The 24,251-nt window shown below is 35.8% G+C and carries 23 protein-coding genes, 2 tRNA genes and 1 pseudogene; 7 read left to right on the top strand and 19 right to left on the bottom strand.

Going from position 1 to position 24,251, the window contains the following annotated elements; genetic code table 11:
• Positions 1–86: 86 nt before the first annotated feature.
• Complete coding sequence (locus Q0358_RS07980; RefSeq protein ID WP_299549906.1) at positions 87–1,841, top strand: Na/Pi symporter; 1,755 nt, start codon at positions 87–89, stop codon at positions 1,839–1,841.
• A gap of 81 nt (positions 1,842–1,922) precedes the next feature.
• On the opposite strand, the gene Q0358_RS07975 is transcribed toward Q0358_RS07980, so the two are convergent.
• The 9 genes from Q0358_RS07975 to Q0358_RS07935 form a co-directional block, all read right to left on the bottom strand.
• Entirely contained in the window at positions 1,923–3,686 is a 1,764-nt protein-coding gene (locus Q0358_RS07975; protein ID WP_299549903.1) for a penicillin-binding protein 2, read from the bottom strand.
• A gap of 3 nt (positions 3,687–3,689) precedes the next feature.
• Positions 3,690–4,007 carry a flagellar hook-basal body complex protein FliE gene (gene fliE / locus Q0358_RS07970; RefSeq protein ID WP_299549900.1) on the bottom strand — a complete coding sequence of 106 codons (318 nt, stop codon included), beginning with the start codon at positions 4,005–4,007 and terminating at the stop codon, positions 3,690–3,692.
• 10 nt (positions 4,008–4,017) lie between these two features.
• A complete protein-coding gene (gene flgC / locus Q0358_RS07965) occupies positions 4,018–4,518 on the bottom strand; it encodes a flagellar basal body rod protein FlgC (RefSeq protein ID WP_034290187.1) in 501 nt (166 codons plus the stop codon).
• Positions 4,519–4,528: 10 nt separating this feature from the next.
• Positions 4,529–4,963 carry a flagellar basal body rod protein FlgB gene (gene flgB, locus Q0358_RS07960; protein ID WP_279127949.1) on the bottom strand — a complete coding sequence of 145 codons (435 nt, stop codon included), beginning with the start codon at positions 4,961–4,963 and terminating at the stop codon, positions 4,529–4,531.
• 110 nt (positions 4,964–5,073) lie between these two features.
• Positions 5,074–6,591, bottom strand: coding sequence for a phosphoethanolamine--lipid A transferase (locus Q0358_RS07955; protein WP_299549896.1), 1,518 nt, complete (start codon positions 6,589–6,591; stop codon positions 5,074–5,076).
• Positions 6,592–6,674: 83 nt separating this feature from the next.
• On the bottom strand, positions 6,675–7,493 hold the full coding sequence (locus tag Q0358_RS07950; protein WP_299549894.1) for an AAC(3) family N-acetyltransferase: 819 nt from the start codon (positions 7,491–7,493) through the stop codon (positions 6,675–6,677).
• Between the two features lie 8 nt (positions 7,494–7,501).
• Positions 7,502–8,230, bottom strand: coding sequence for a hypothetical protein (locus Q0358_RS07945; RefSeq protein WP_299549892.1), 729 nt, complete (start codon positions 8,228–8,230; stop codon positions 7,502–7,504).
• The gene (locus Q0358_RS07940; protein WP_299549890.1) at positions 8,227–8,463 is read right to left on the bottom strand and encodes a phosphopantetheine-binding protein; all 237 of its coding nucleotides are present in this window, start codon (positions 8,461–8,463) and stop codon (positions 8,227–8,229) included. The genes Q0358_RS07945 and Q0358_RS07940 overlap by 4 nt, the downstream gene beginning before the upstream one ends.
• Positions 8,450–11,392: a DUF4910 domain-containing protein gene (locus Q0358_RS07935; RefSeq protein ID WP_299549887.1), complete on the bottom strand. Its 2,943-nt coding sequence runs from the start codon at positions 11,390–11,392 to the stop codon at positions 8,450–8,452. The genes Q0358_RS07940 and Q0358_RS07935 overlap by 14 nt, the downstream gene beginning before the upstream one ends.
• Positions 11,393–11,932: 540 nt before the next feature.
• On the opposite strand from Q0358_RS07935, the gene Q0358_RS07930 reads away from it, so the two are divergent.
• From Q0358_RS07930 to Q0358_RS07910, 5 genes and pseudogenes are all read left to right on the top strand, one after another.
• Positions 11,933–14,227 carry an N-6 DNA methylase gene (locus Q0358_RS07930; protein ID WP_299549884.1) on the top strand — a complete coding sequence of 765 codons (2,295 nt, stop codon included), beginning with the start codon at positions 11,933–11,935 and terminating at the stop codon, positions 14,225–14,227.
• Positions 14,220–15,788: a restriction endonuclease subunit S gene (locus Q0358_RS07925; RefSeq protein WP_299549881.1), complete on the top strand. Its 1,569-nt coding sequence runs from the start codon at positions 14,220–14,222 to the stop codon at positions 15,786–15,788. Before Q0358_RS07930 ends, Q0358_RS07925 begins: the two co-directional genes overlap by 8 nt.
• 94 nt (positions 15,789–15,882) lie before the next feature.
• Complete coding sequence (ilvD, locus tag Q0358_RS07920; RefSeq protein WP_299549878.1) at positions 15,883–18,009, top strand: dihydroxy-acid dehydratase; 2,127 nt, start codon at positions 15,883–15,885, stop codon at positions 18,007–18,009.
• 10 nt (positions 18,010–18,019) lie between these two features.
• A complete protein-coding gene (locus Q0358_RS07915) occupies positions 18,020–18,349 on the top strand; it encodes a hypothetical protein (protein ID WP_299549875.1) in 330 nt (109 codons plus the stop codon).
• Positions 18,343–18,489, top strand: a pseudogene (locus Q0358_RS07910) (class I SAM-dependent methyltransferase); the annotation flags it as partial. The gene Q0358_RS07915 and the pseudogene Q0358_RS07910, both read left to right, overlap by 7 nt.
• A 13-nt stretch (positions 18,490–18,502) precedes the next feature.
• On the opposite strand, the gene Q0358_RS07905 reads toward Q0358_RS07910, so the two are convergent.
• From Q0358_RS07905 to Q0358_RS07870, 8 genes are all read right to left on the bottom strand, one after another.
• The gene (locus Q0358_RS07905) at positions 18,503–19,153 is read right to left on the bottom strand and encodes a LysE family transporter (RefSeq protein WP_299549872.1); all 651 of its coding nucleotides are present in this window, start codon (positions 19,151–19,153) and stop codon (positions 18,503–18,505) included.
• 8 nt (positions 19,154–19,161) lie between these two features.
• Complete coding sequence (locus Q0358_RS07900) at positions 19,162–19,929, bottom strand: TSUP family transporter (RefSeq protein ID WP_299549869.1); 768 nt, start codon at positions 19,927–19,929, stop codon at positions 19,162–19,164.
• 39 nt (positions 19,930–19,968) lie between these two features.
• Positions 19,969–20,343, bottom strand: coding sequence for a type II secretion system protein (locus tag Q0358_RS07895; protein WP_299549866.1), 375 nt, complete (start codon positions 20,341–20,343; stop codon positions 19,969–19,971).
• Complete coding sequence (locus tag Q0358_RS07890) at positions 20,343–20,813, bottom strand: prepilin-type N-terminal cleavage/methylation domain-containing protein (protein WP_299549863.1); 471 nt, start codon at positions 20,811–20,813, stop codon at positions 20,343–20,345. The genes Q0358_RS07895 and Q0358_RS07890 overlap by 1 nt, the downstream gene beginning before the upstream one ends.
• A gap of 55 nt (positions 20,814–20,868) precedes the next feature.
• Entirely contained in the window at positions 20,869–21,528 is a 660-nt protein-coding gene (locus Q0358_RS07885) for a 16S rRNA (uracil(1498)-N(3))-methyltransferase (RefSeq protein ID WP_299549860.1), read from the bottom strand.
• A gap of 1 nt (position 21,529) precedes the next feature.
• Positions 21,530–21,937, bottom strand: coding sequence for a hypothetical protein (locus Q0358_RS07880; RefSeq protein WP_299549857.1), 408 nt, complete (start codon positions 21,935–21,937; stop codon positions 21,530–21,532).
• 66 nt (positions 21,938–22,003) lie between these two features.
• Positions 22,004–22,080 (bottom strand) — tRNA-Met (locus Q0358_RS07875).
• Positions 22,081–22,126: 46 nt separating this feature from the next.
• Positions 22,127–22,201: transfer RNA gene (locus Q0358_RS07870), tRNA-Gln, on the bottom strand.
• Positions 22,202–22,315: 114 nt separating this feature from the next.
• Between Q0358_RS07870 and Q0358_RS07865 the strand changes: the two genes are divergently transcribed.
• On the top strand, positions 22,316–23,347 hold the full coding sequence (locus tag Q0358_RS07865) for a bifunctional 3,4-dihydroxy-2-butanone 4-phosphate synthase/GTP cyclohydrolase II (RefSeq protein ID WP_299549854.1): 1,032 nt from the start codon (positions 22,316–22,318) through the stop codon (positions 23,345–23,347).
• 2 nt (positions 23,348–23,349) lie between these two features.
• Here Q0358_RS07865 and Q0358_RS07860 read toward each other — a convergent pair whose 3' ends face one another.
• Positions 23,350–23,718 (bottom strand): diacylglycerol kinase, encoded by a 369-nt coding sequence (locus Q0358_RS07860; RefSeq protein ID WP_299549851.1) that lies wholly within the window; start codon positions 23,716–23,718, stop codon positions 23,350–23,352.
• Complete coding sequence (locus Q0358_RS07855; protein WP_299549848.1) at positions 23,719–24,243, bottom strand: HIT domain-containing protein; 525 nt, start codon at positions 24,241–24,243, stop codon at positions 23,719–23,721.
• Positions 24,244–24,251 lie beyond the last annotated feature (8 nt).

The following is a 24,251-nucleotide window of genomic DNA, read 5'->3' as shown; positions in this document are numbered from 1 at the left end:
AAAAAACAGGATATAAAACCGTTGGGCTTAAAAACTAAAATTTTGTTAGTTATAATTCCACTTTTTAATTTGGCAAAAGGTTAGCTATGCAAAATGTAAGACGCTATGTTTTAATGGCTTTAGTGGTTTTGTTACTTTATGTTTTAGTGGTGCTTCCAGAGCTAGCTAAAATTCTAGCTGGGGTTGCGATTTTGCTTATTGGAATGATGAATTTAAGCAATGGTTTTAAAGCTTTTAGTGGTGGAATCTTAGAAAATATTTTGACAAAATCTACAGATACACGCTTGAAAAGCATTATTTTTGGAGTAGTCACAACAATGTTAATGCAAAGCTCCACGCTCGTTTCTGTCATCTCTATCTCTTTTCTTTCTGCTGGGTTAATCACACTTGCGCAAGGTATTGGAATCATTTTTGGGGCAAATTTAGGAAATTCCGCTGGTTCTTGGTTGATTGTTGGATTAACAAGTATTAATATCTCAATGCTAGCAATTCCTTTGATTGTGTGCGGAGCGCTTTTAGGATTTCAAAAAGATAATGTGCTTAAAGGTTCTGGGGCGATTTTTATGGGGATTGGTTTTTTCTTTTTAGGGGTGGATTATATTAAGGTTGGGTTTGAATCTTATAAAGAAATTGTGGATTTATCACGCTTTAATTTTGATGGTTTTAAAGGTGTGTTAATTTTTGTAGGACTTGGTGCATTAACTACAGGAATTGTGCAAAGTAGCCACGCAACTTTAGCTATCATCATTTCTGCATTAATTAGCGGACAAATTGGGTTTGAAAATGCTCTTGCTGCTACACTTGGGACAAGTGTTGGAGGCGTGGTAACTGCTGTTGTGGCAAGTCTTAGCACAAATATTGAAGGTAAAAAACTAGCCATTGCGAATTGTATTTTTAATTTCACAATTGCAATTCTTGTGATTATCGCCTTTCCATTTTTTGTGAAATTTGTTAATGTTGTTGCAAGTTTTTTGGGTATTGAAGAGACAAATTACGCATTAAAGACGGCACTTTTTCATACTTTATTTAATCTTGTAGCGGTGCTTTTAATCTCTTTGTTTATTCGGCAAATTGTTTTTATATTAGACCAGGTGATTAAAGCACCCAAAGATAGAGATATGGATGCTCCATTATATTTAGATACTAATATTATTGAGTATCAAGACGCAGCAATGGACGCATTGCAGAAGGAATCTGTGCATTTATACAACAATGCCTACGCACTTGTGGCGCATACAATAGGTTTTAATCGTAGTGATATTCGTGGCAAAGAAAGTTTTGATTGGATTATTCAAAATAAGAAATGGTTTAGTGGTGATGTGGATTTAGATTATCTATATAAGCGCAAAATTAAAGTGCTTTTTGATGCGATTATGGAGTTTGCAACAAAGGCGCAAAGGTATGTGGAAGATGAAGAAAAGAATCATCGTATTTACACTTTTAAAATTGCTGCAAGAAATCTTACAGAGGCGACAAAAAACTTAAAATTAATTCAAGCAAATATGAAGGTGTATTCTAACTCTAAAAATCCTTATTTAGCGGATAAATACAACACAATGCGCAAAGATTTAGGAATGCTTTTAAGAAGTGTTGAAGAGCTAAAAACAATGAAAGATGAAAATGCACATTTGATTTTAAAACAACTTTTAGCAGCAAAAGAAATGCCAAAAGAGTTTGATTATCAAATTATGAGTGATGTAGAAAAGCTTATCAGCGAAGAAAAAATTAGTGTAGCAAATGGAACTTCTATTTTAAATGATAGCGCATTTGTAGCTGAAATTGCGATACATTTGATTGAAGCAATAGGAATTGTTTTTGGTAAAAACGATGTGCCTAAATAAATAAAGAAAGGCTGTGGTAAGTTGATTTAAATTAAGAAAGCAAAATTAATGCGTCTTAAATGTTAAAGTTGAAATTTAAAATTAAAGTGCTGGTTTTAAATAGCCTTCTTTTACAAGCAGTTCTACAACTTCTCTAAAAAGTGGCACGGCTGTGCGCGCGGCAAAATATGCATTTGTTTCATTGGGTTCAAACACACTAATACCAAAAGTGTATTCATTGCCTGCTTTATCGCTTGCAAAGCCAAAAAAGGAGCTATTGTATTTGCTGACATATTTTCCGCTTTGTGCAATATGTGCTGTCCCTGTTTTGCCACCAATGATAATGCCCGGAACTTGGGCAGTTTTACCTGTGCCGTCAGTTACAACTCTGATAAGCGTATTTTTGACTGCATTTGCTGTATTATGGCTTATGATTCTAATTGGAGCTTGGCGTTTTAGTTTGTAGCGAATAGATTTAGAATCTTGAAGATATTCTACAAGATAGGGCTCATAAGCGATTCCATAATTAATGATCGTGTTGTATGCCTTTAACATTTGAATAAAGGTCGTGCGTAAGCCATAGCCATAAGAAACCGTTGCACGATACACTTCGCTACGGAATCGCCTAGCATTTGGGATTACTCCTACGCGCTCATAAGGTAAATCAACTCCACTTAAATTTCCAAATCCAAAGGCTTGTAATCCTGCGTTATATTCTTCTGGACTTAGGCGTTGAGCGATTTTTGCCATACCGATATTGCTGGAGTAGAGTAGCACTTCTTCTGCACTTGATTCTTTGAGCTTGTGTGTATCTGTAATGGTGAATTTATCAAGCTTAAAGCGACCATTTTCTAAATCAATTCTTTCATCTTGGCGCACTAAATTTTTATCCAAAAGCATTGCATAAATAATAGGTTTAATAATGCTCCCAGGTTCATAAGAGAATTCAACAGCATTTGCATTAAGTTTTGCATAATCTTGCCTTGTGATCTCATTAGGATTGAAGCGTGCATTGCTTGCTAGGCTTAGGATTTTGCCGCTTTTGCTTTCCATTATGCCAACTAAAATTTCCTTTGCGCCAAGCTCTTTTGTGTGGCGATCTACCAAGCGTTCTATCTTTTTTTGTAACTTTAATGGGATGGAGCTAATAATATCATAACCATCTATTCTTTCTTTAAAGGTGGAATCCTTGTTTAATACGACATTAAAGCCAATATCACGCTCTCCTACCATTAAAAGATTGCTATTTGGTTCAAGCTCTGCATCAAAGCTTTTTTCTATTCCTTTGACGCCATTAACACGCGTAATTTTAGAATTGTTTTCTTTGTTGATATAGCCTAGGATTGGCTCCATTGTATCGCCATAGAGATAATCGCGTGATTCTCCACTCTCAACAACAGAGAGTCCGTATTTAAAGAGATTTCCGTTTTTATCTTCATAGCTTTGAAAAACATCAAGTTGATTAAGTTTTAAATTAAGTTGTTTTAAATAGCTTGCACTTTTGGAGTCTATGTTATAAGAGAGTGTTACATTGCCTTTTTGTTCCAGTTTTTTTCTAATTTCATCTTTTGAAATCTTGCTATAAATGCTAAAAAGGTTGATAAATAATTCTTTTTTTTGTGGATTGATATTGTAGGTATTAACAACTGCCTTATAGACTTTTTTGCTAGATGCCAATAAGAATCCATCACTACTATAAATATTACCCCTAATAGCGTTTTCAATGCGTTTTGTTTGGAGGTTTGGGAGTTTGCGTTCTGTGAAATTACGATAAAAAATTGTGCCCAAAAAAATACAGAATCCTAGAGCAATTAAGATAAAAAGTAACAGGATTTTCCCTGCTTTTTTAGATTGCGCACTATTCACAGATTAGATTTGTGTTTTAATGAGTTCTTTGTAAGCACTAATTGCTTTATTGCGCACTTCAAGCATTAATTTCATACTATTTTCTGCTTTTCCGATGACAACTGCTGCTTGGTGTAAGTCTTTGATTTGTCCTGTTGCCATATCTGCCATTGCTTGTTCGGTTGTTTTTTGATAAGCATTGACTTCATCAACTGCATCTTTTAGCATACTGCCAAAACTTTTTGCAGGAGGATTTAAGTCGTGGTTTGGCGATAAACTAGGGACATTCTCAAGTTTAGAGTTAAGTTTTTCTAAATCCACCCCATATTTTTTAATTTCCATTTATAATCCTTTATGCCTGGAACATTGAAATCGCTGTAGAAGCCATATTTTTAGCACTTTGAAAAACTGCAACATTAGCTTGATAAGCCTTTGAAGCTTCAATTAAATCTGCCATTTCTACAACAGGATTAATGTTTGGATACGCAACATAGCCTTCAGAATTAGCATCTGGATGGCTTGGTTCGTATTTCATTTTAGGTTGAGTATCATCACGGACGATTTTATCAACATAAACACTCATTAGCGTAGGTTTTGGCTTACGCTGTTCATCAAAACTATCCATTTCATCTAATGGATCTTCGTATTCTAGCAAATTATTGCTTTTTTCATACTTTTGATTTAAAACTTTATCAAAATCAAAGGCTTTTAGTACTAATTCTCTTCTTCTATAAGGTCCGCCTTCATCTGTGCGTGTGGTGTTTGCGTTTGCGATATTGCTTGAGATTAAATTTACTCTTTGGCGTTGTGCGGATAGACCATAACCACTAATATCAAAACTAGATAAAAACATCTATTTCCCCTTAAATACTTTTTGAAGATTCTATGGCGTAATTATAGATTCCACCTTGCTTGCGCAATGCGCCAACTAGAGCTTGATACATAATATCGTTTTTTCCCATTTCGCTTGTTTCAATGTCTAAATCCACGCTATTCCCATCGTTTCTTGCTAAGTGCCCATCACGATAAAACATTGTTGGGCGATAAGGATCTTCGTCTTTTGCTGGGAGCAAGTGATTTTTGTTTGTAATTGCTACATCAAGCTCTAAATCGCGATTGCGGTTAAAGATTTCATCAGCTTTTAATGCCATCATTTGTTCAAAATTTACATCTTTTGGACGATACATAGGAGTAGAAACATTCGCAATATTGCTAGCAATCATATCACGGCGTAATGCTCTGTGATCCAATGCTTCTTGTGCTAATGCGCGTGCTGGACTATAACTAAAAATGCTCATAGTAACTCCTAAAAGATTTTGTTAAGAAAGATTAAGCAAGTTTTGTTCCATTTTGCAAGGTTTAAATTCTATAAAGAAAAACGCAAAAGTTGGAATCCAAAAAGATTGCTTTAAGACTTTTCTTTTAATGTTCTGTTTAAAAAGTCATCTTGGATCAAATACTCTTTTGTGCTAACTTTGAAAAATCCTAAAATTGTAGAAAAGAGATTATCGTGGGACAATTTTAAGCTCTTATGCTCTGTGGCAAGTTGCATTAATTGAGTATCATTGCTCCAAAAAATCGTTGGGATATGCGTTTGTTCTTTTGGAGCAAAGACATAAGGCATCCCATGCAGATAAATCCCATTTTCTCCTAGATTCTCTCCGTGATCTGAAACATATAATAAAGCAGTTTTATATTCTGTTTTTTGCTGTAAAGAATTGATGATTTCTGCTAAGATAAAATCTGTGTAAAGTAGAGTGTTGTCATAAGTGTTAATAAGTGATTCTTGTGAGCATTTTGCAAGTTCATTTGTTTCACAAGTGGGTAAGAATTTCTTAAAAGTGTTAGGATAACGCTTGTAATAAGTTGGTCCGTGTGAGCCTTGTAAATGCAAAACAATAATGTTTTGATCTTTGAGATTATCTAGTTTAGTCTTAAAGGGTTCAAGCAAGGATTCATCAAAGGGCAATTTTAGCATTTTAGTATCAGAAATTCTATCGCACACACCTTTGCAACCACCAGAATTATTGCCATACCAAGAAACGCTAACTCCAGCTTTTTGTAAGACATCTAGCACATTTTCTTGATATTCTGTGGTTTTAAAATCATTTTTCTTAGACAAAGAAAACATACAAGGCAAACTTATAGCTGTGGAAGTGCCACAAGAAAAGAAGTTGTCAAAAAACACTGCATTTGTTTGTTTGGTGTAGAAGTTTGTGTTATTATTAGTGTATGTGCCTAGCGAATAATTTTCTGCCCTTGCAGTTTCTCCCACAACTAGAACCAAAAGTTTTTTTTGTGTATTTTGTAAAGTTGCATCATTTGCAATGTTTTGAAAGTCTGGCTGTTCTTTTACAAATCTTTGATAATAGCGATAGACTGCATAGAATTGATAAAATGGGGTGTTATACATTCTTGCAATATTGTAGTTTCTAAAGAAAGGCACATAGGTTTTTGTCAAAGGGAGAAAGACTGCTAATGCCAAGACAAGGGCAATACAGGAGCTCAGAATTCTTTTAGATATGGAATCCTTTTTGATTTTTACTTTGAAAACAAAATAAGCAAACACAGCACAGGCGATCCCAACAAAAATTAAAGAAGCATTAAAAAGTTCAGAAGCTTCTTTTGTGTCTGTTTGCATTACATTTAAAATCATATCAGAATCAATTAAGATCCCATAAGAGGACATAAAATACACGCTAAAAGCGGCACTAACAACAAAAAGTATGGATAAGAATTTTGTAAGAAATTTAATGAAACATATATTTAAAAGGATATAAAGAAGACAAAAATAACAAAGAGCTAAAGCAAAGGCTAAAAATGTGCTTTCTAAATGCTTTGCAACAAAAATAAACGCACTAGTATTGAGCAAAGTTAAAAATAAAGCATTAAGAAAAATAAATAAAGTTTTTGAGATTTTTAACATAAAATAATCTTTAAGGATAAATTTAAAAGCAGAAATTGTATAGAGAATTTGACAATAAAGAGTTAATAGTTTGTAAAATATTGTTAGGCTTTTTCTAAGATTTTTTCTTCTGCATTTATAAAGGTGTAAAAGTGCTTAGGTTTGGTTTCTAGTAGAATAAAAGGGGAGTGTTCTAGAGTTTGTTTAATGTAGTCAAAAAATTCTTTTGCATAAAAGAAATAAATCTTAGATGCGCCAAGTGAAAAGGTTTTTAAAATTCCATTTTCTAGCATTTGTTGTTGGACGCGGAAGTAATTGACTTTTAAAGTTTCGCCCAAAGGCAAGCAAAAATGATAAAACTCGCCTTTTATGCGTGTATTTTCTGTGGTTAAAATTTCTCCCAAGAAAGGTTTAAAATACCGATATTTCACTCCGCACATTGCCTCAACATACACCATATAAGTGCAAACTCTAATATCAATCCCAACAAACGCCATTATTGCATTTTCTAAGTATAGTCTATGATATACACTCTCTTTTAAAAAAGGATTCCATTCTATAATGTGATTTGGAGTTAGAATCTCTTTTGCTTTTTTGCCCTTACCACAAAAGCTAAACATAGGGTGATTGCTTCTAATTTGAGTAGTTTTTCTAAAGGCTTCACTTAAGATTCCAACTTCGCTAGGAGCCGTGTTTAAATCCAAAAAACGTGTTTTTGGAAAGCTATAATTAAAAGTTGGCATTAAAAGTGTGCCGTCTTTTATGATCTCACTTAGTGCTTCTATCCATAAAGTTGGAATCTCTTTTAAGCTTACACTCTCGTGTTTGCCAAGATTTGCAAGTGCGCTATGCACAAGCAAGGTAGAATCACTTTTGACGTCTTTAAAGGCATTGTAAATCTCTTGTGTGGAATAGTTTTTCATAATAATCCTTACAAAAATTCTCCAAAATTTTTAGCAATTTCTGTGTAAGATTGTGTGATTTGTGCATTAAAGTTAGATTGCCAAGCTTTGCGTGAAAAAAGATTCCATTCAAGTTTTTTAAAAAACAAGTCTTTATTGCTAGAGTTTAGCAAATCCACTTTAATATCGCCTATATTGTTTTGCATTGTCTTTTGTAGGGATTTTGCAAGAATCTCCATTGCTTGAAAAACAAAAATAAAAAGAGGGATTTTTAAAAGCGGTTTTAAGCTGGTTTTTAACATTGCTTGAAGTTCTGCGTCGTGTTCTCTTACAAGTGTGCATTTGTGGGCTTGTTTGTTGCTAAAGAATAAATCCATAAGGCTAGCAGGATAAAAGTCTAAAATTTCCCCCCTTGCATTTACGATTGGAAAATAAGGATAAATGCGACACAAAAGAGGTCGCATACAATGAGGGCTGCAAAGCCCAGCACATTCACAAGAGAGAAAATATAGCGTAAATGTTTTACCATTTTGTAGGGTAAATTCTTCTTTTCTAGCAAGTGCTGTAATGTTTTTTATTCCACCTTTTTGTGTGTAAAACTTGTATTCACCCTCTAATAGTGCAAGTGTTACGGCATTTTGGTTTAAAATCTTAAAATTTTCTCCTAAAAAGTTTTTGCAACAATAAGAATCGCAAGTTAAATAACATTCTTTAAAATGCACAAATTCTAATTTATAAAGTGCTTCCCAATCAATCATTTTGACTCTTTTAAGGATTTTATAATTGCGCAAAACTTTCCAAGTGTGCTGAATTCTTCAGGATCAAATTCGCTTAAATCAAGCTCAATTTCAAGTTCCCCTTCAAGCACGCTTAAAAGCTCTAAAAAGCCCATAGAGTCTAAAGCATTAAAAAGTGGCAAATCATCAAAATTCTCTGTGTTTAATGATGGATTTTTTTCTTTTAAAAATTCTAAAATTCTATTCTTTAACATTTTTTAACAATCCTTTTGTGATAAATTTGTGTAAATATTCTTTGAGCTCCAAGAGATTAAAGTCGCAAATCTCTGCAATTTCAAGTAAGTCTAACTTGCCATCACAATACATTAAAAGATTTCGCATATCTTTAATTGTGGCAAAGGTTTCTTTAGTGCTAAGAGTTGGATAAAGATCGTATTTGCTGAGTTTTGGCTCACAAAGAATCGTGTTTGCATACACTCCATTAATTTCTACTACTTCTAGCACGCGCAAAACATATTCTAGGCTATTTGCTAAACTTGTGGCACTTAGTAAGCTTAAGTCATCTAGGCTTGTGTGATATTCTTTGTATTCTCCAAACTTTGTTCGCATAAGTGTGCAAAAGGGTAATTCTACGCCCGGCGCGCAGTATTGTCGCTCATCACTTCCACGCTCTAAATAAGAATATTTTTTGTGATTTTTATAGTAATGTTTTAAGATATGTTTTGTTGCTCTATCAGCTAGATTATTTGTTTCTTTAGAATGTAGCACAGAATACTCTCCATTATCACCAATGCAAGTTAGAACAAAGCCTGCAATGCAAGATTTCTTTAGCTCTTTTAAATGTTGGCTTAAGTAATAAATGCTTCCAAGTGTTTCAGGCAAAAGTAAAATTCTATAAGAGTAGCGATTTTCTCTTTGGCTTAGGATTTTTGCAAGAGTGTGGCATAGCAAGATTCCGCTTAATTCGTTGTTTGCCATTTGTGGATGGCAAATGTAGGTGCTTAAGATAATTTCTTGTTTGCTTTGTCCTTTGATCTTTATTTCTCCATAGTTCATTACGCCATTTGTTAATGTGCTATCAATTATCACATTAAAGAGTTCTTCAGAGTTTTCATAAGTTTTTTGTAGTGCTTTAAAATCTTCAAAGCTTAAGCAAAATCCAAAATATTCTTTGTAATAAGAAGTAATATAAGGGATCGCTTTTGGTTGATTTTGTAAATAATGCAGATGTTGTTTTAAATCTCTAAAGGTTAATTGCGCACGTGTTGGGATGGAGTAACCTACAAGATGTAAGTTATTTGTGTGAAAATCACAGATTTTCTCTCCACCAGGCGTTAAAATGTAGGCATCTTTTACATTCCATTCCTTTGGGATCTCCCAGTCAAAGGCTTGAGTCCCGGTAGGGACTGCATAAATGTTTAAATTAGCGGTTTTTAGAGAATCTTTTAGGATTTGTAGTGTTTGGCGATTGCCCTCTCCGCTTAAAGAACGCGGAATCTTGAAAAGTTTTTTTGCTAAAGTAATCATCTCTTGCCCATAATCTAAGAAATGATGTTTTAGAATATTAGAGTGGGGGGGGGGCGTTATTTGAGCTATTAGCCATTGTTTAATGGCATTTCTATCAACTTTGCCATTAGAATTGAGTGGAAAATTTTCTAGGTAAAAAATCTGTTTCGGGAGCATATAGTGGGGCAGTTTTTGGCGTAATGCGTTTAAAATCTCTGTGGAATCTCTTTGTTTGTCTTCAATTACTCCATAAAGCACATTAAAACCATTTTCCTCTAGCACAATAGCGCGTCCTTGCTTGTTACTTGCAAGACTTAGAGCATTGTCGATTTCTAAGAGTTCTACACGAAATCCTTGAATTTTGACTTGTTCATCAATGCGTCCTAAAAAACAATAGGCATTAAGTGTGGGATTAAATCTGCCTAAATCGCCTGTTTTATACCACTTAATCCCATTTTCTACTATAAATTTTTCTTGTGTTTTGTTAGGGTCATTGTAATAACCAAGCGCAATTTGTGAAGTTTCTTTAAGCTTGCTCCCTAGTAGAATTTCTCCTGTTTTGCCTACTTGAACTTCTTTGCCATCTAAATCTCGTAAAGAGAGCAAAAGTCCATTAAAAGGTAATCCAAGCGGTAAAATTTCTTCTTGTAAAGTTGGAATCGCATTTGTTGTTTTGGCTTTTTGAATCCCTCCTTCTTCAATAAAGCGATAATGTGTGAAACTAATTGTGGCTTCTGTGGGACCATAGAGATTGTCAAGCAAGGCATTTGGGGCAGCTTTAGCAAAGGCTATGGCAGACTTTACAGGCAGTGCTTCACCGCAAAATAAAGCAACTTTTAGACTAGGCAGAACATTTTCTTTTAAGGCTTTTAAGTTTTGCAGATAAGCAATCAAAGAGGGTGGAGCAAAAAGAACACTAAGTTGTTTTGTGGCAATAAATTTTAGTGGATTTAAAAGCCAAATTTGCGGAATAACAACAAGCGTAGCACCGGAGAGCAGAGTGCAAAAAATATCGTGCATACTTAAATCAAAAGTTAAATCAAAAAATTGAGAGATTCTATCTTCTTTGGTGAAGTGATACAAATCCTTAATGCGTTTAACATAAGAGATAAGATTATCTCTGCTAACTAGCACACCTTTTGGAATCCCAGTGCTACCGCTTGTAAAAAGTAAGTAAGCAGGGTTAGTTTTACTTGAAGTGTATGAAAAATGTGTATTTTGTGGCAACTCCAATGGAATCTTTATGAAATGATGCTGTGGAAATTGCTCTTTTAATTCTGTAAAATCTACTTTAAAGCATAAAATATTAAGCGGTTTGATGTCCTTAGCAATCTTACAAAAAGATTCCACACATTCTTTGCATAAAAGCATTGTTTTAGATTCTGTGCGTGCGATCATTGTTTGTAGTCGTTCATTTGGAAATTTTGGATTTAAAGGCACATAGGTGAAGTTTGCAAGCACGCAAGAAATAATACTTACATATACTTCAATAGAACGCGCTCCAAAGAGAATGATGCTATCTTCTTGTGCCAAGTGTTGTGCTAAAAAGCTTGCAAGCGTGTTAGATTGAGCTTCAAGCTCCGCATAAGTTATGCTGTTTTTATCAATTTCTATGGCGCAGTTTTTTGCGTATTGTTTAAAAGCGTATTTAAAAGCTTGATTTAATGAATCCATCATTGTATCTTTTATTTAAAGTCGCACAATTATACACAAACTCTAATTAAAGCAAAACTTTATGGGAGATTAGAAAGTCTATCTAAAACCTATAAAGGTGTTATTTGCTTGCTATCTCAACGAGCTCTCTTGCTCCTTATCCCTTTTCACATTAGCATTTTGCACATAGCCTACAATGGCATTACCATTAGGATTTGTATCCTTTGAAAACTCCATTAGCATAATCTTTGTAAGACCATTAAAAAATTTTGGTTCAAGTAGTATTGCCCCATAGTCCCTTGTTGCATTCCCCTCTCTCAGTATTTAGAATCTTTGTATAAAGCACAGGGGATTTTAGGCATAGATTCCACTTAGAGTGCCTGCCCTACTCTCACTTGGCGTCTCACAAGTGCTAGAATCTAGCCCCTTGCTAGAGTGAAAATAAATCCCTTTAGAATCTGTTTGTAGCTTTCATTCTAGCTAAATTGTATTAAGCCAACACCCACTCTAAACAATTATTTATTTAATGGTAAAATTCCATAATTAAATCCCATAAGGAAAGCAATGCAAAAGCTAGAGCTACAATACAACAAAGAGGGCAAGATTTACAGCCCATTAGGTAAGAAATACAAAGTCTCCACACCAGAAGAGATTATCAGGCAGAAATTTGTCTGCACACTTGTAAATAGCTATGGTTACAGCCTAGAGCAAATGCAAGAAGAAGTCAAAACGCAAAAGGGCAAAAACGCCGCAAGGGCTGATATTGTAATATGGAAAAGCCCCAAAGATAAGCAGGATAAGAATCCTCCCCTAATCATCGTAGAGTGCAAGGCAGATACCATTCGCATAAGTGAAAGCGATTATGCACAAGGGGAGAGCTATGCAAGGCTGACTAACGCGCCATTTTTTGTAACGCATAATAGCTATGAGACAAGATTCTGGCGTGTGATAAAGGATAAAATGCCCGGCTTCACCCAAGAGATAGCCAATATCCCAGAAAATAACGCAAGTGATAAAGAGATAGATAAACTACTCAAAGATTTAGTTGTTTTTAAAGAAGATGAGTTTGCTAAGGTTTTGTTTGAGTGCCATAACTACATACGCGATAATGATAAGTTTGACCCCACAAAAGCCTTTGATGAAATCGCAAAAATTTTGTTTATGAAAGTGTATGTAGAGAGAAAGCTGATAAAAGGCGAGGCGGATAATAAATTTACAATAGAATATGTAAAAGAAGCAGAAAAATATAATCCAAGCTACCTAGAATGGCTCTTTAATGAAACGAAAAAAGAGTTTGCAAAAGACCAAATTTTCATAGATAACGAAAAAATTGAGCTAAAAAACGCCACTATTTATAAAATCATAGAAAAACTCCAAATTTACAATCTATCCAACACTTCAAGCGATATTAAAGGCGTGGCATTTGAGAAGTTTTTAGGGCAGACTTTTAGGGGAGAGTTAGGGCAGTTTTTCACCCCACGACCCATTGTAGAATTTATGATAGAGATGATAAACCCACAAGAAAATGAAGTCTCCTGCGACCCTGCAAGTGGAAGCGGGGGCTTTCTCATTAGAATCTTTAGCAAAGTGCGTGAGCTTATCCAGCAAGACATCATCAAGCAATATGAAGCCTATAAAAAATCCATAGTCAAAGATATAAACAACATCACCGACACAGAAGCAAAAAAGCTCAACGACAAAAAGAATGAGCTAGAAAAACAGCTAGAGACCGACACGCAAGGCACAAGACTTTTCAAGCTTTCAAACCACTGCATTTATGGCACAGATGCAAATGACAGAATGGCAAGAACTTCTAAGATGAATATGATTATGCACGGCGATGGACACGGCGGGATTCACCATCACGATGGGCTTTTAAACATCAATGGAATCTTTGAAAACCGCTTTGATATAATCCTAACCAACCCTCCCTTTGGCTCAAATGTAAGGAAAGAAAACACCATACGAGCCGAAGATGCCCAAACCTACCTAAACAACAACGGCGAAGTGTCCTACACAGAAGAGAAAAAAGAGCAGATAGAAAACTACTATAAAACCTATGGCAAAGAGACCTACCAAAACGCTCAACGCAAAATCCTAGACAACATTGGCAAGCCTATCGCCTCTCTCTTTGCCCTAAAGCCCAATTTAGAATCTGATAAAACCGAGCATTTGTTTATAAACCGCTGCCTAGATTTGCTAAAGCCCGGTGGTAGAATGGGAATCGTTTTGCCAGAGGGTGTGTTTAACACACCAAATGCCGAATATGTGCGAGAGTTTGTAGAGGGCAGAGCATTTTTACGCGCTGTGATTTCACTCCCACAAGAGACTTTCACTAGTAGCAAGGCAAGTGTGAAAAGCTCTATTTTGTTTCTGCAAAAATTTAGCCAAAATGAGCAAAATGAGTTTAACTCTCTCCTAGAAAAACACACAAAAGAGCTAAGGCAAAAGCACAAAGAGACACTAGACAAACTAGAATCCATTATCAACTATCGCAAAGCAAAGGGCGAGAAAATAGCCAAATACAATGCAAATAATAAGGCAAAAGCCAAAAAAGAGCTAAAAGAGCTAGAATCTAGTATGAAAAAGCAAGCATTCAAACACACCAAAATAGACTTTGACTACCCCATATTTATGGCAGAGCCGGAGTTTGTGGGTATCACTAGCACAGGCGAAATGGGCGAAAATGTCAAAAATGAGCTACTAGATAGCTATGAAGTGCATAAAGATGAAAATGGCAAAGTGCTTGAAAAGTCCCTAAAGCAAAAGGGGATTTTAAGCTATTTTAGAGAGTTTGTAAGTGAGCAGAATCTAGCTTGGAGCAATACGCACAAAAAAATTGGGGGAAGTGATGAGTAAAGTGCAAGTTGTATGGTTTAGGGATTTGGTGCGGTGGGATATAAAACACTATCTAACCGAATTTAAGTCAAAATTTCCTTTAGTGCATTTAAAAGATTATATTGCAGAAAAGAAGCAGAGAATTAAGCCTTCAAATTTTCCAAACGAAACCTTTGATATTTTGGGTGTTAATAATAAAGATGGGGTATATTTTAATGAGTCTTTACTAGGCTCACGCATAAAGCAGCCTTACTATCAAGTAAGAAGTGGAGAAATTTTTTACAATCCTTATCGTGTGAATGTCGGCTCAATAGGTATTGTTCCGCCAGAATTTGATTTGAAATATACAAGCCCTGCCTATGTTATCTTTCAAACAGATGAAACACGATTACTTTCACAATATTTAGTGTTTGTTTTAAAATCGGCTTGGTTCAACGAGCATTTACGAGCAAAAACAAGGGGTTCTGTAAGACAAAATCTATCTTTTGAAGCTTTATGCGATTTGCAAATCCCCCTGCCGCCCCTTGAGATTCAAAAGCAAATAGTCGCCAAAATACAATCCATAAAAGCACAAATCAAAGCCCTACAAGATGAAGAAAAACGCCTAAAAGATGAGATAGAGGCATATATATATATAGTACTTGGACTGGAAAAAAAGCAAGAAGCAAAAAGGCAAAAGGTATTCATCGTCCGCTTTAAAGATTTAGACCGCTGGGACACAAGGCATAATCAAAGCGTTACTATAAACCTTTGCCATACAGATTCTACTCATTGTCATACCAATACCACTTCCCCTTGTCATACTGAGGCGATAGCCGAAGTATCTACAAACATAGAATCTAAAAGAGATTTTGACACATTGTCATTGCGAGGCGAAGCCAAAGCTTTCCATAATCCACAAAACAACATAAAAGCGGATTTTACAGAATCTATGGATTGCCACGATTTTGCTACGCAAAATCTCGCAATGACGGGACTAGACTTAAAAGCCCTACTAGATTCTATCCCTACTCCGCCACCGCACGGCTGGGAAGTTAAAACACTTGGCGAGATTTGTGAGATTATCAATAGAAATTGGCATAAGTATTACAAAAATGAAACATTTCCTTATATTCAAATTTCTAATGTTACACAAAAAGGCATTGATGGGTATTCATTGATTCATTATGATAATGCCCCATCTCGTGCAAAAACACTCGTTAAAACAGGAGAGTTATTGATTTCGCTAACTAGACCAAATCTTGGTGCATTTGCAGTTGTAGAACAAGAATATAATAACTTTGTTGTTTCTAGTGGGTTTGCAGTTGTGGATTCTAAAAATATCGTAACAAATCATTATATAAAGCACATTTTACAATCTCAAATTGGCATTGATATTTTTAATCAAATAATGTCTGGAGCTCTTTACCCTGCAATATCTCAAGGTGATTTACAAAATCTAAAAATCCCCCTACCCCCTTTATCCGTGCAAGAAAAAATCCTAGCCCATATACAAAAGATAGAATCCAGCATTGCCGCCACACAAGAGAAAGCAAAAGCCCTAGAGCTAGAGCTTACACACTATATAGAATCCACTTTATAGATTCTAAAGCACTGCCCCCAAGCCTAGAATCCAAAAACGAGATTCTAAGAATCTTAAAGTATAATTATTTACTACAAAATATTAAGGAGATTCTATGCGAAGTGATATTGTAAAAAAGGGGCATAATCGCGCCCCTCACAGAAGTTTGCTAAGGGCAACAGGGCTAAAAGATGAAGATTTTAGCAAACCATTCATCGGCGTGGCAAATAGCTATATTGACATCATTCCGGGGCATTTTTTCCTAAACAAATATGCCGAGATTGTAAAGGACGAAATCCGCAAGGCAGGGGGTGTGCCTTTTGAGTTTAACACCATTGGCGTAGATGATGGTATTGCTATGGGGCATAGCGGTATGCTCTACTCCCTGCCAAGTCGAGAGCTGATTGCTGATTGTATAGAATCTGTGATGAACGCCCACGCATTAGATGCGATGATTTGCCTACCAAACTGCGATAAAATCGTGCCCGGAATGCTTATGGGGGCGTTGCGTGTGAATGTGCCAACTATCTTTGTAAGCGGTGGTCCTATGAAAGCGGGGCGTTTGAGTGATGGCACAATACTTGATTTAAACTCCGCATTTGAAGCGGTGGGGGCGTTTGAAAGCGGCAAAATTGATGAGAAAAGATTACACGAGATAGAGTGTCAAGCCTGTCCTAGTGGGGGGAGCTGCAGTGGAATGTTTACGGCAAACTCTATGAATACGCTGTGTGAGGCTATGGGCGTAGCATTACCGGGCAATGGCACGATCCCAGCTTTAACACCAGAGCGAGAAGAGCTACTAAGGCAGGGGGCTAGACGCATTGTAGAGATTGCACTAGATTCTAGCTTAAGTGAAAAATTTAGATTCCGCAATATTTTGAATGCAAAAGCCGTGCATAACGCCTTTGTCGTGGATATGGCAATGGGGGGCAGCACAAATACGATCTTACATATGTTAGCGATTGCTAAGGAAGCGGAGGTGGATTTTAACCTAGAATCTATCAATAACATCGCTGCAAATGTCGCACATATCGCTAAAATCGCCCCGGCGTTAAGTAGTGTGCATATGGAGGATATTAACCGAGCGGGGGGAGTGTCAGCAGTGATGAATGAGATTTCTAAGCGTGGCAATGCAGTGGATTATTGGATTGCAGGTTATTACAACAATGAAGAAGACGCACGATTGAGAATAAGTGGAAAATGGGAGTGGGATAAATATAATGAGAGTGGAAATATAAGAAAGTATGGAAAATGCTTAGAAGAAATGAAAAAAGGCGATAAGATTCTAACCTATGCCTTTGGTCAGCAAAAATTTGATGGTATTTTTGAGATAATAGAGAATACAGAGGATTTAATCACTCTGCAACACATCAATGACTTAAATATAGACATAAACGATGTAAGTTTGGAAATAAAAAAATATTACAAAGAAAGTTATGGTTTTTTTGATAAGTATGGAGACACCATACAAGGCACATATTTTAAAACAAATAAAGAGCAGTTTAATGCAATTGTAGGACTAGATTCTATGGTGGTAAATTCCAGCAGCACCAAAGAGACAACGCAAAGCTTGTATTTAGACGCTCTCACAATCACAGGCGAGACTCTAGGGGAGAGAATAGCAAATGCAAACATCACAGACCCTGAAATTATCCGCCACAATGACAATGCCTACTCACAAGTTGGCGGATTAAAAATCCTTTTTGGTAATCTCTGCGAGCAAGGGGCGGTGCTAAAAGTCGCAGCAGTAGCAGAATCTATGAAAGAATTTAGCGGCAAGGCAATTTGCTTTAACTCCCAAGATGAAGCGATTAAGGGCATCGCAGGGGGCAAGGTAAAGGCTGGAAGCGTGGTGGTTATCCGCTATGAAGGACCAAAGGGGGGACCGGGAATGCAAGAGATGCTAAGCCCTACTAGTCTTATTATGGGAATGGGCTTAGGCGAGAGTGTGGCACTCATCACTGATGGGCGATTTAGCGGGGCGACAAGGGGGGCGTGTATCGGGCATATAAGCCCAGAGGCTGCTGAAGGGGGGCTTATCGCGCTTATTGAAGATGGCGATGTGATAGAGATTTCTGTCTCGCGTGGGAGTTTGGAATTGAAAGTAGATTCTAAGATTCTAGAATCTAGAAAGGCAAAATGGAAGCCATTCAAAAAAGAAATAACAAGCAAATGGCTCAAACGCTACTCACTGCTTGTAAGCAACGCCGCAAATGGCGCGGTGCTAAAAACGGAGCTGTAAGGATATATAAATGACTTTGCCTAAGACACTTGAAGACATTGTAGAATTTTTACAACAGCAGAATCTACATTTAAGCCAACAAAGTCGCGATGGGAGAATCAATTCCGCTTTTAATGAAGATGAGATTTTTAATTTTTTAGATTCTAGTTTTGCGATAAATCGTCCTAATATGCGTGATTGGGTGGATTTTAGCTTTGAAGAAAATAATATATTTTATCCTGTGAATATCAAGGTTAGCACCACAAAGACAACCGATAATCTCAACTGCAAACTTGGAATCTACTATGCTTTAACAGGCAAAATTCCACCTTTTGGCAATGGGGTGAGCTGGGAAACATAAAACTACAAGAAATATGTGATAAGCTAAATCACACGGATTGGGAGGAGCTTGGCTTTGTGTGTGATGGTAGGTTTTTATTTTTACAAAGAAGTTTAGAAAATGTGATGTTAGATTCTAGATTTTTGGCTTTTATGCCATAAAGTTAAATGGAATCTAAAATCTAAAATCTTCCATTAAAGCCACTTGTAATTCTTCCAAAGTAAAGCTTGCTAACATATATGCTAGCACAAACATTACAAGTGCGGTGAAAGAATTTAAAAACACCCAAGATTTTGGATTTTTAAAAAGAATACTTGCTTTGTGCGCTGCAAATCCAAGACACAAAAACCAAAGACAAGATGCATTGATGATTCCACCGCTTAACAAGAGTTTTTCATTGAGATTAAAGGGCAGGGCTATGGCGCCTAAAATTAAAATCGTATCTAAATATACATGAGGATTTAAAAGAGTGATTGCTAGTGTTTGAGTAATGATTTTTACAAGGCTTGTTTTGTGTCCTTGTGCTTGGAGTTCTAGGCGTTGATTTGCTCTAAAAGCAGAACGTAAAGATAGGATTCCATAGCTTAAGACAAACAGCGTTCCTATAATACCTAGCAAAATTGTAAAAATCCTATTTTTAGCTAGAAATTCTCCAATGCCAAAGATTCCAATATTTACAAGCACAATATCGCAAATAATGCAAACGACACACACCCAAAGAATATGATTTTTTAAGATTCCTTGCTTAATTACAAACATATTTTGCGCACCAATGGTTGCAAATAGCGAAAGTGCGATAAGTAGCCCTTGTAGATAAATCTCCATAGTTTTCCTTAGAGTTGTTCATAAAGAAGTTTAGCTGCCATTAGGAAAGAAACTGCGACAACAATGGGCTTAACAATACGGATTCCATAGCGCATTGCCATTTTAGAGCCAAGATTTGCGCCAATAAATTGCCCAAGAGCCATAAGTAATCCTATGCTCCAAAGCATATATCCGCCAACTGCAAAGAAGATTAAAGAGGCAAGATTTGTTGAAAAATTATAAAGTTTTGCTTGCCCTAAACTCTGTGTTAGACTAAAACCGCCAATAATAATTAGTGCAAGCATAAAAAACGATCCAGTTCCAGGACCAAAAAAGCCATCATAAAAACCCACGGCAGCGATTGCAAGACTTAAATATGCTGTGTTTAATTTTTCTGTTTTTTCTACTTCTTTAATATTTGGTGAAAATAAAAAATACAATCCAAAAATTAAGATTAAAAATGGGAGAACTTTGGAGAGAAATTCTATTTGGATAAATTGCACGCTTAATGTGCCTATTGCTGAAAAAACAAAGGCAATAATAGCAAATGGGAGTCCGGATTTTAGGTTGATATAACCTCTTTTGTAAAACTGCAAAGTTGCTGAGAAACTTCCAAAAGAGCTTTGAAGTTTGTTTGTGGCTAGGGCTTGCAAAGGAGAGATTCCAGCAAGTAAGAGTGCGGGGATTGTTATCATTCCACCACCACCTGCAATAGAGTCAATAAAGCCAGCAATAAATGCTGCAAAAAAAAGAAATAAAAGCATATAAAAATCAAAATTAGCGATAAATTCTTGCATAAAGATTCCTAAAATAAAAGCATTATTATAATGCAAATTTTAAAAAATATCGCACATTGATTCATCATTATGCAAATGCGAAGTTTTAGAATATTGGCATTCTAAGATGGAATCCTTAAGCCTAAAATACGCTTTCTTACCATAATGATTAATAACAAAACCATCTTTTTGCTTGCTAAAATGACAATCCTTAGAAGTGAAATCTAAATGGCTGTATAAGGAATCCCAATTAATCTGTTGGCGTGCTTGAAGTTGTGCTTTTAAATCCAAGCGGAGATTTAGAACTTGAACTTGAAGTTTTTTGACACAGGCATTTTTAGTGTAATCACTAAATTGTGGAATTGCAAAACTTAAAAGGATTCCAACTAAAAGAAGTGTAAAAATCACCTCTAGGAGCGTAAAAGCCTTGCGCATTAAAACACAATAGAATTGCTAAGTAGCGGAATTTTTAATGTAGCATTTAAACCTATGCTTTCAACAAGTTTTGCGCAAGTATCTCCATTTGTGCTACCTGTTGTTTGTGTGGAGATTTCTAAAAACTGCACATCTTTAGCAGTTGTAGCAAGCGCACTATTTGTATTAAGTAGTTTTGCACTTATACAAGGATTTTGATTGGCATCTTGAAGTTTGCTTGTAATTGTGTAGTCATTTATATTCCAATTTGCACTACTTAGCGCAATAGCAGTTGTAAAAGTCCCTTGACCTTGCGCTAGAAAATATGCTGGAAAGGAGGTTTTTAAAGTGTTTATATCACTCTTTAGTGCAACGAGTTTTGCATCATCTCTGCTTGCGGAGATTTTTGGAATCGCAACGGCTGCTAAAATCCCTAAAATCACTAGGATAAACACAAGCTCTAGCATTGTAAAGGCTTTTTTAGTGCGCATTTTTCTTCCTTTAATTTTGGATTCCATAATTGCAAAGATTCTAGCAATTTTAGACTTAAAGCATTTTGCTTGTAGCATACACAGCAGCTGTTTCACTGCGTAAAATATTGCAATTTGGCGCGCTAAAGGTGGTTTGTGTGTTTAAGAGTTTGCGTTCATCTTCGCTAAAACCCCCTTCTGCGCCGATTAAAAATGGAATCTCTAAAGGTGATTCTAAGGGCTTTGCATTAAAATCCATTACTGCAATTTTTGGGTATTTTTGTAACACTTCTGTGAGATTGTTTAGCGCTTCTATGTTTAAGCGTGTCAATCTGCCACACTGCTCACAAGAGTTTTCTAGGATTCTATTTAGGCGTAAATCATCAAGTTTGAAATGTTTTTGTGAGAAATCTGCATAAAAAAATGTAATGCGTGCTAAGTTTAGTTCATTTAAAAAAGGGAGTGTTTTTTCTATGTTTTTAGGATCAATCATTGCCCAAATCAAATGTCCTTTTGGAGTTTTGGATTCCAACTTTTGCGTGGTTTTAAGTTGCAAAGTGGCTGATTTTTTGTGAAGTTCAGTAATTGTGTAGAGATAAGCATTTGCATCATTTAAATTGCAGAGTATTAAGAAATCTAGTTTGCGTGTTCTGCGTGCCCGGAAGAGATGATTATAAATCTCTCCATCAAGTATGATTGTAGGATCTCCAGCGCATTTGTGATAGGTAAATTGCATTTTAGACCATAAAAAGTAAGAGTAACACAAAAACACAAAAATCTAAGCTGTATTTAATCTTTGCAAAGCGGAAAAACTTTTCGCGTTTTGTGGAGTTTGCTTCAATGCGGATTTGTTTTTGAAATTTGTGGCGTTTAATTTCTGCAATTAAAATCACAAGCCAAAATACGAGCATTAGAAGGATTTTGAGAGTAAAAACAAAGCCAAGCATTGCCCAAATTACAAATCCACTAAAAGCACAAGCACTAAGAAGCGTGTAGTATGCGGGGGCGCAAATGGCTATTGCGCGGAGTTTTTGTGTATGTGATGGGTTTGTAAAAAGTGCGTAAAGATTCCAAAGTGGTGGCAAAAGCAATGGGAAGCAAAGCAAAAGATGAATAAAAATAAGTTCAGTTCCTACAAATTCCATAAAATCACTTTAAATTTTTGCAGAATTGTAACAACAAAAGCTAAGTTTGTAAAGTTTTTGAAGTTTTGGTAGCGGGGGGCGGATTTGAACCACCGACCTTTGGGTTATGAGCCCAACGAGCTACCGGGCTGCTCTACCCCGCGATAACTAATATCTAAAGATAAAATCACTGAAATTAAGTTTAAGAAGTGGCTGGGGTACAAGGATTCGAACCTCGGAATGCCTGGACCAAAACCAGGTGCCTTACCGCTTGGCGATACCCCAATGTTTTAAAAGTCGAAATTATAGCTTTATATTTTTTGTTTGTCAATAGTTAAAAGCTTGTTTTGGCGGATATTACGCTATAATAAAAGTTTAAGAAAGTTTGTAAGGTTTTGTATGGAAAATGAAGCGATTTTGCGCGTTGAAGCCGCGATTAAAGCAATCCAAAATGGTGAAATGATTATTGTAATGGATGATGAAGATAGAGAGAATGAAGGGGATTTAGTGATGGCGGGGATTTTTAGCACGCCAGAGAAAATTAATTTTATGGCGCAAGAAGCGCGCGGATTAATTTGTGTTTCTATCACCAAAAGTATTGCACAAGCACTTGATTTGCCACCAATGGTGAGCAAAAATAGTTCAAATCACGAAACAGCTTTTACCGTATCTATTGATGCAAAAGAAGCAAAGACAGGAATTTCAGCATATGAAAGAGATTTAACGATTCAATTAATGTGTAAGCCTAGCACAAAACCAGATGATTTTGTGCGTCCAGGGCATATTTTTCCTTTGATTGCAAAAGAAGGTGGTGTGCTAGAGCGCACAGGACATACTGAAGCTAGTGTGGATATTTGTCGTTTAGCAGGACTTAAGCCAATTAGCGTAATTTGTGAGATTATGAAAGATGATGGTTTAATGGCAAGAAGGGGGGATAAATTTTTAAGTGAATTTGCAAAAAAACATCAATTAAAGATTCTTTATGTTTCAGATTTAATTGAATATCGTTTGCAATTTGAGCAATTAATCGGAGTTGTAGGTAAAAAATCTTGCAGATTTTTAGGGGCAGATTCTACAAAAATACAATTTCAAGATCATTTAGGTAGAGAACATTTTGTGTTTGTTTTTGGTGTGCCTAAAATCCCACTTGTGAAATTTCATAGTATTAGAGAAGATTTAGAATTATTAGAAAACGAAAGTCTCTTTAGTGGATTAATGGAATCTATTAAGCAATTAAAAGAGAAAGGTGGATATTTGGTGTTTTTGCATACAAAAAATAATAATGACATTAAAGGCTTAGGTATTGGTGCGCAGATTTTAAAAGAATTAGGGATCAAAGATTTTAAACTATTAAGTGGCTCTAAAAGCAATGAGTTAGATGGAATCTTAAGCGGTTTTAATCTTAAGATTTTAGAGCGCATTGAGATTTAATATTAAAAAATTGGAATCCAAAACGCTTGAAATAACACTATAAACCATACAATAAGTGCTAGAACGATGCTAAAAAATACAGCTGCTGATGCGCAATCTTTAGCAATTTTGGCTTGCTTATGCCACTTATCTGTAATTAAATCCACACACGCCTCTATGCTAGAATTTAGTGCTTCTATAATTAAAATTAAAAATAAAACGCTGATGAGCAAAATTTGTTCTATCGCACTAATGGGTAGAAAAAAACTAAAAATCACACAAGGAATCATAACAAAAAGTTCAATGCGAAAGGAAATTTCATATTTTAAAAGTGTTTTTATGCCTTCTAGTGCGTATTGTGTGTTTTTAAAAAAGTGGTACTTAGGTTTCAATTAATGTTCCATAAAATGTTTTTGAGAGAGTGTTTTAATGCGCTTGAAAATTTGATCAAAATCTACACCATAAGCACGCGTGTCTCCTATGGTAGTAAGGAAGTTTGTATCTCCTATGTAGCGTGGAACAAGATGCAAGTGTAGATGTTCTGGGATTCCAGCACCACCGGCTTTTTCAATATTCATTCCTAAATTTACACCGCTTGCGCCAAACTCTTTTAGCAATGCTACGCCTTTTTGTGCAAATGTTTGCAAATGCAACCACACTTGTAAATCAAGAAATTCTGGAGAGTGTGTGTGAATGTGTGGAATAATCAAAAAATGTCCGGGAGTATAGGGAAATTTGTTCATCACGCAAAAAATTTTGGAATCTCTATAAAAGATACGATTTGCTTCATCACTTAAAGAAAAGTCTTCTTTTGTGTTTGTGTGTAAATTTAATCCCTTAGAGATGGCACAAAATACACAAATTTCTCTCTTGGAGCCAAAGTATTTACTGCGCCAAGGCGCATATAGATAATCCATTTTTATCC

It is taken from the genome of uncultured Helicobacter sp., assembly GCF_937893305.1.
Lineage (GTDB): Bacteria > Campylobacterota > Campylobacteria > Campylobacterales > Helicobacteraceae > Helicobacter_D.
Note: the sequence above shows the minus strand (reverse complement) of the source record. Positions and strands in the feature narration are given on the sequence as shown.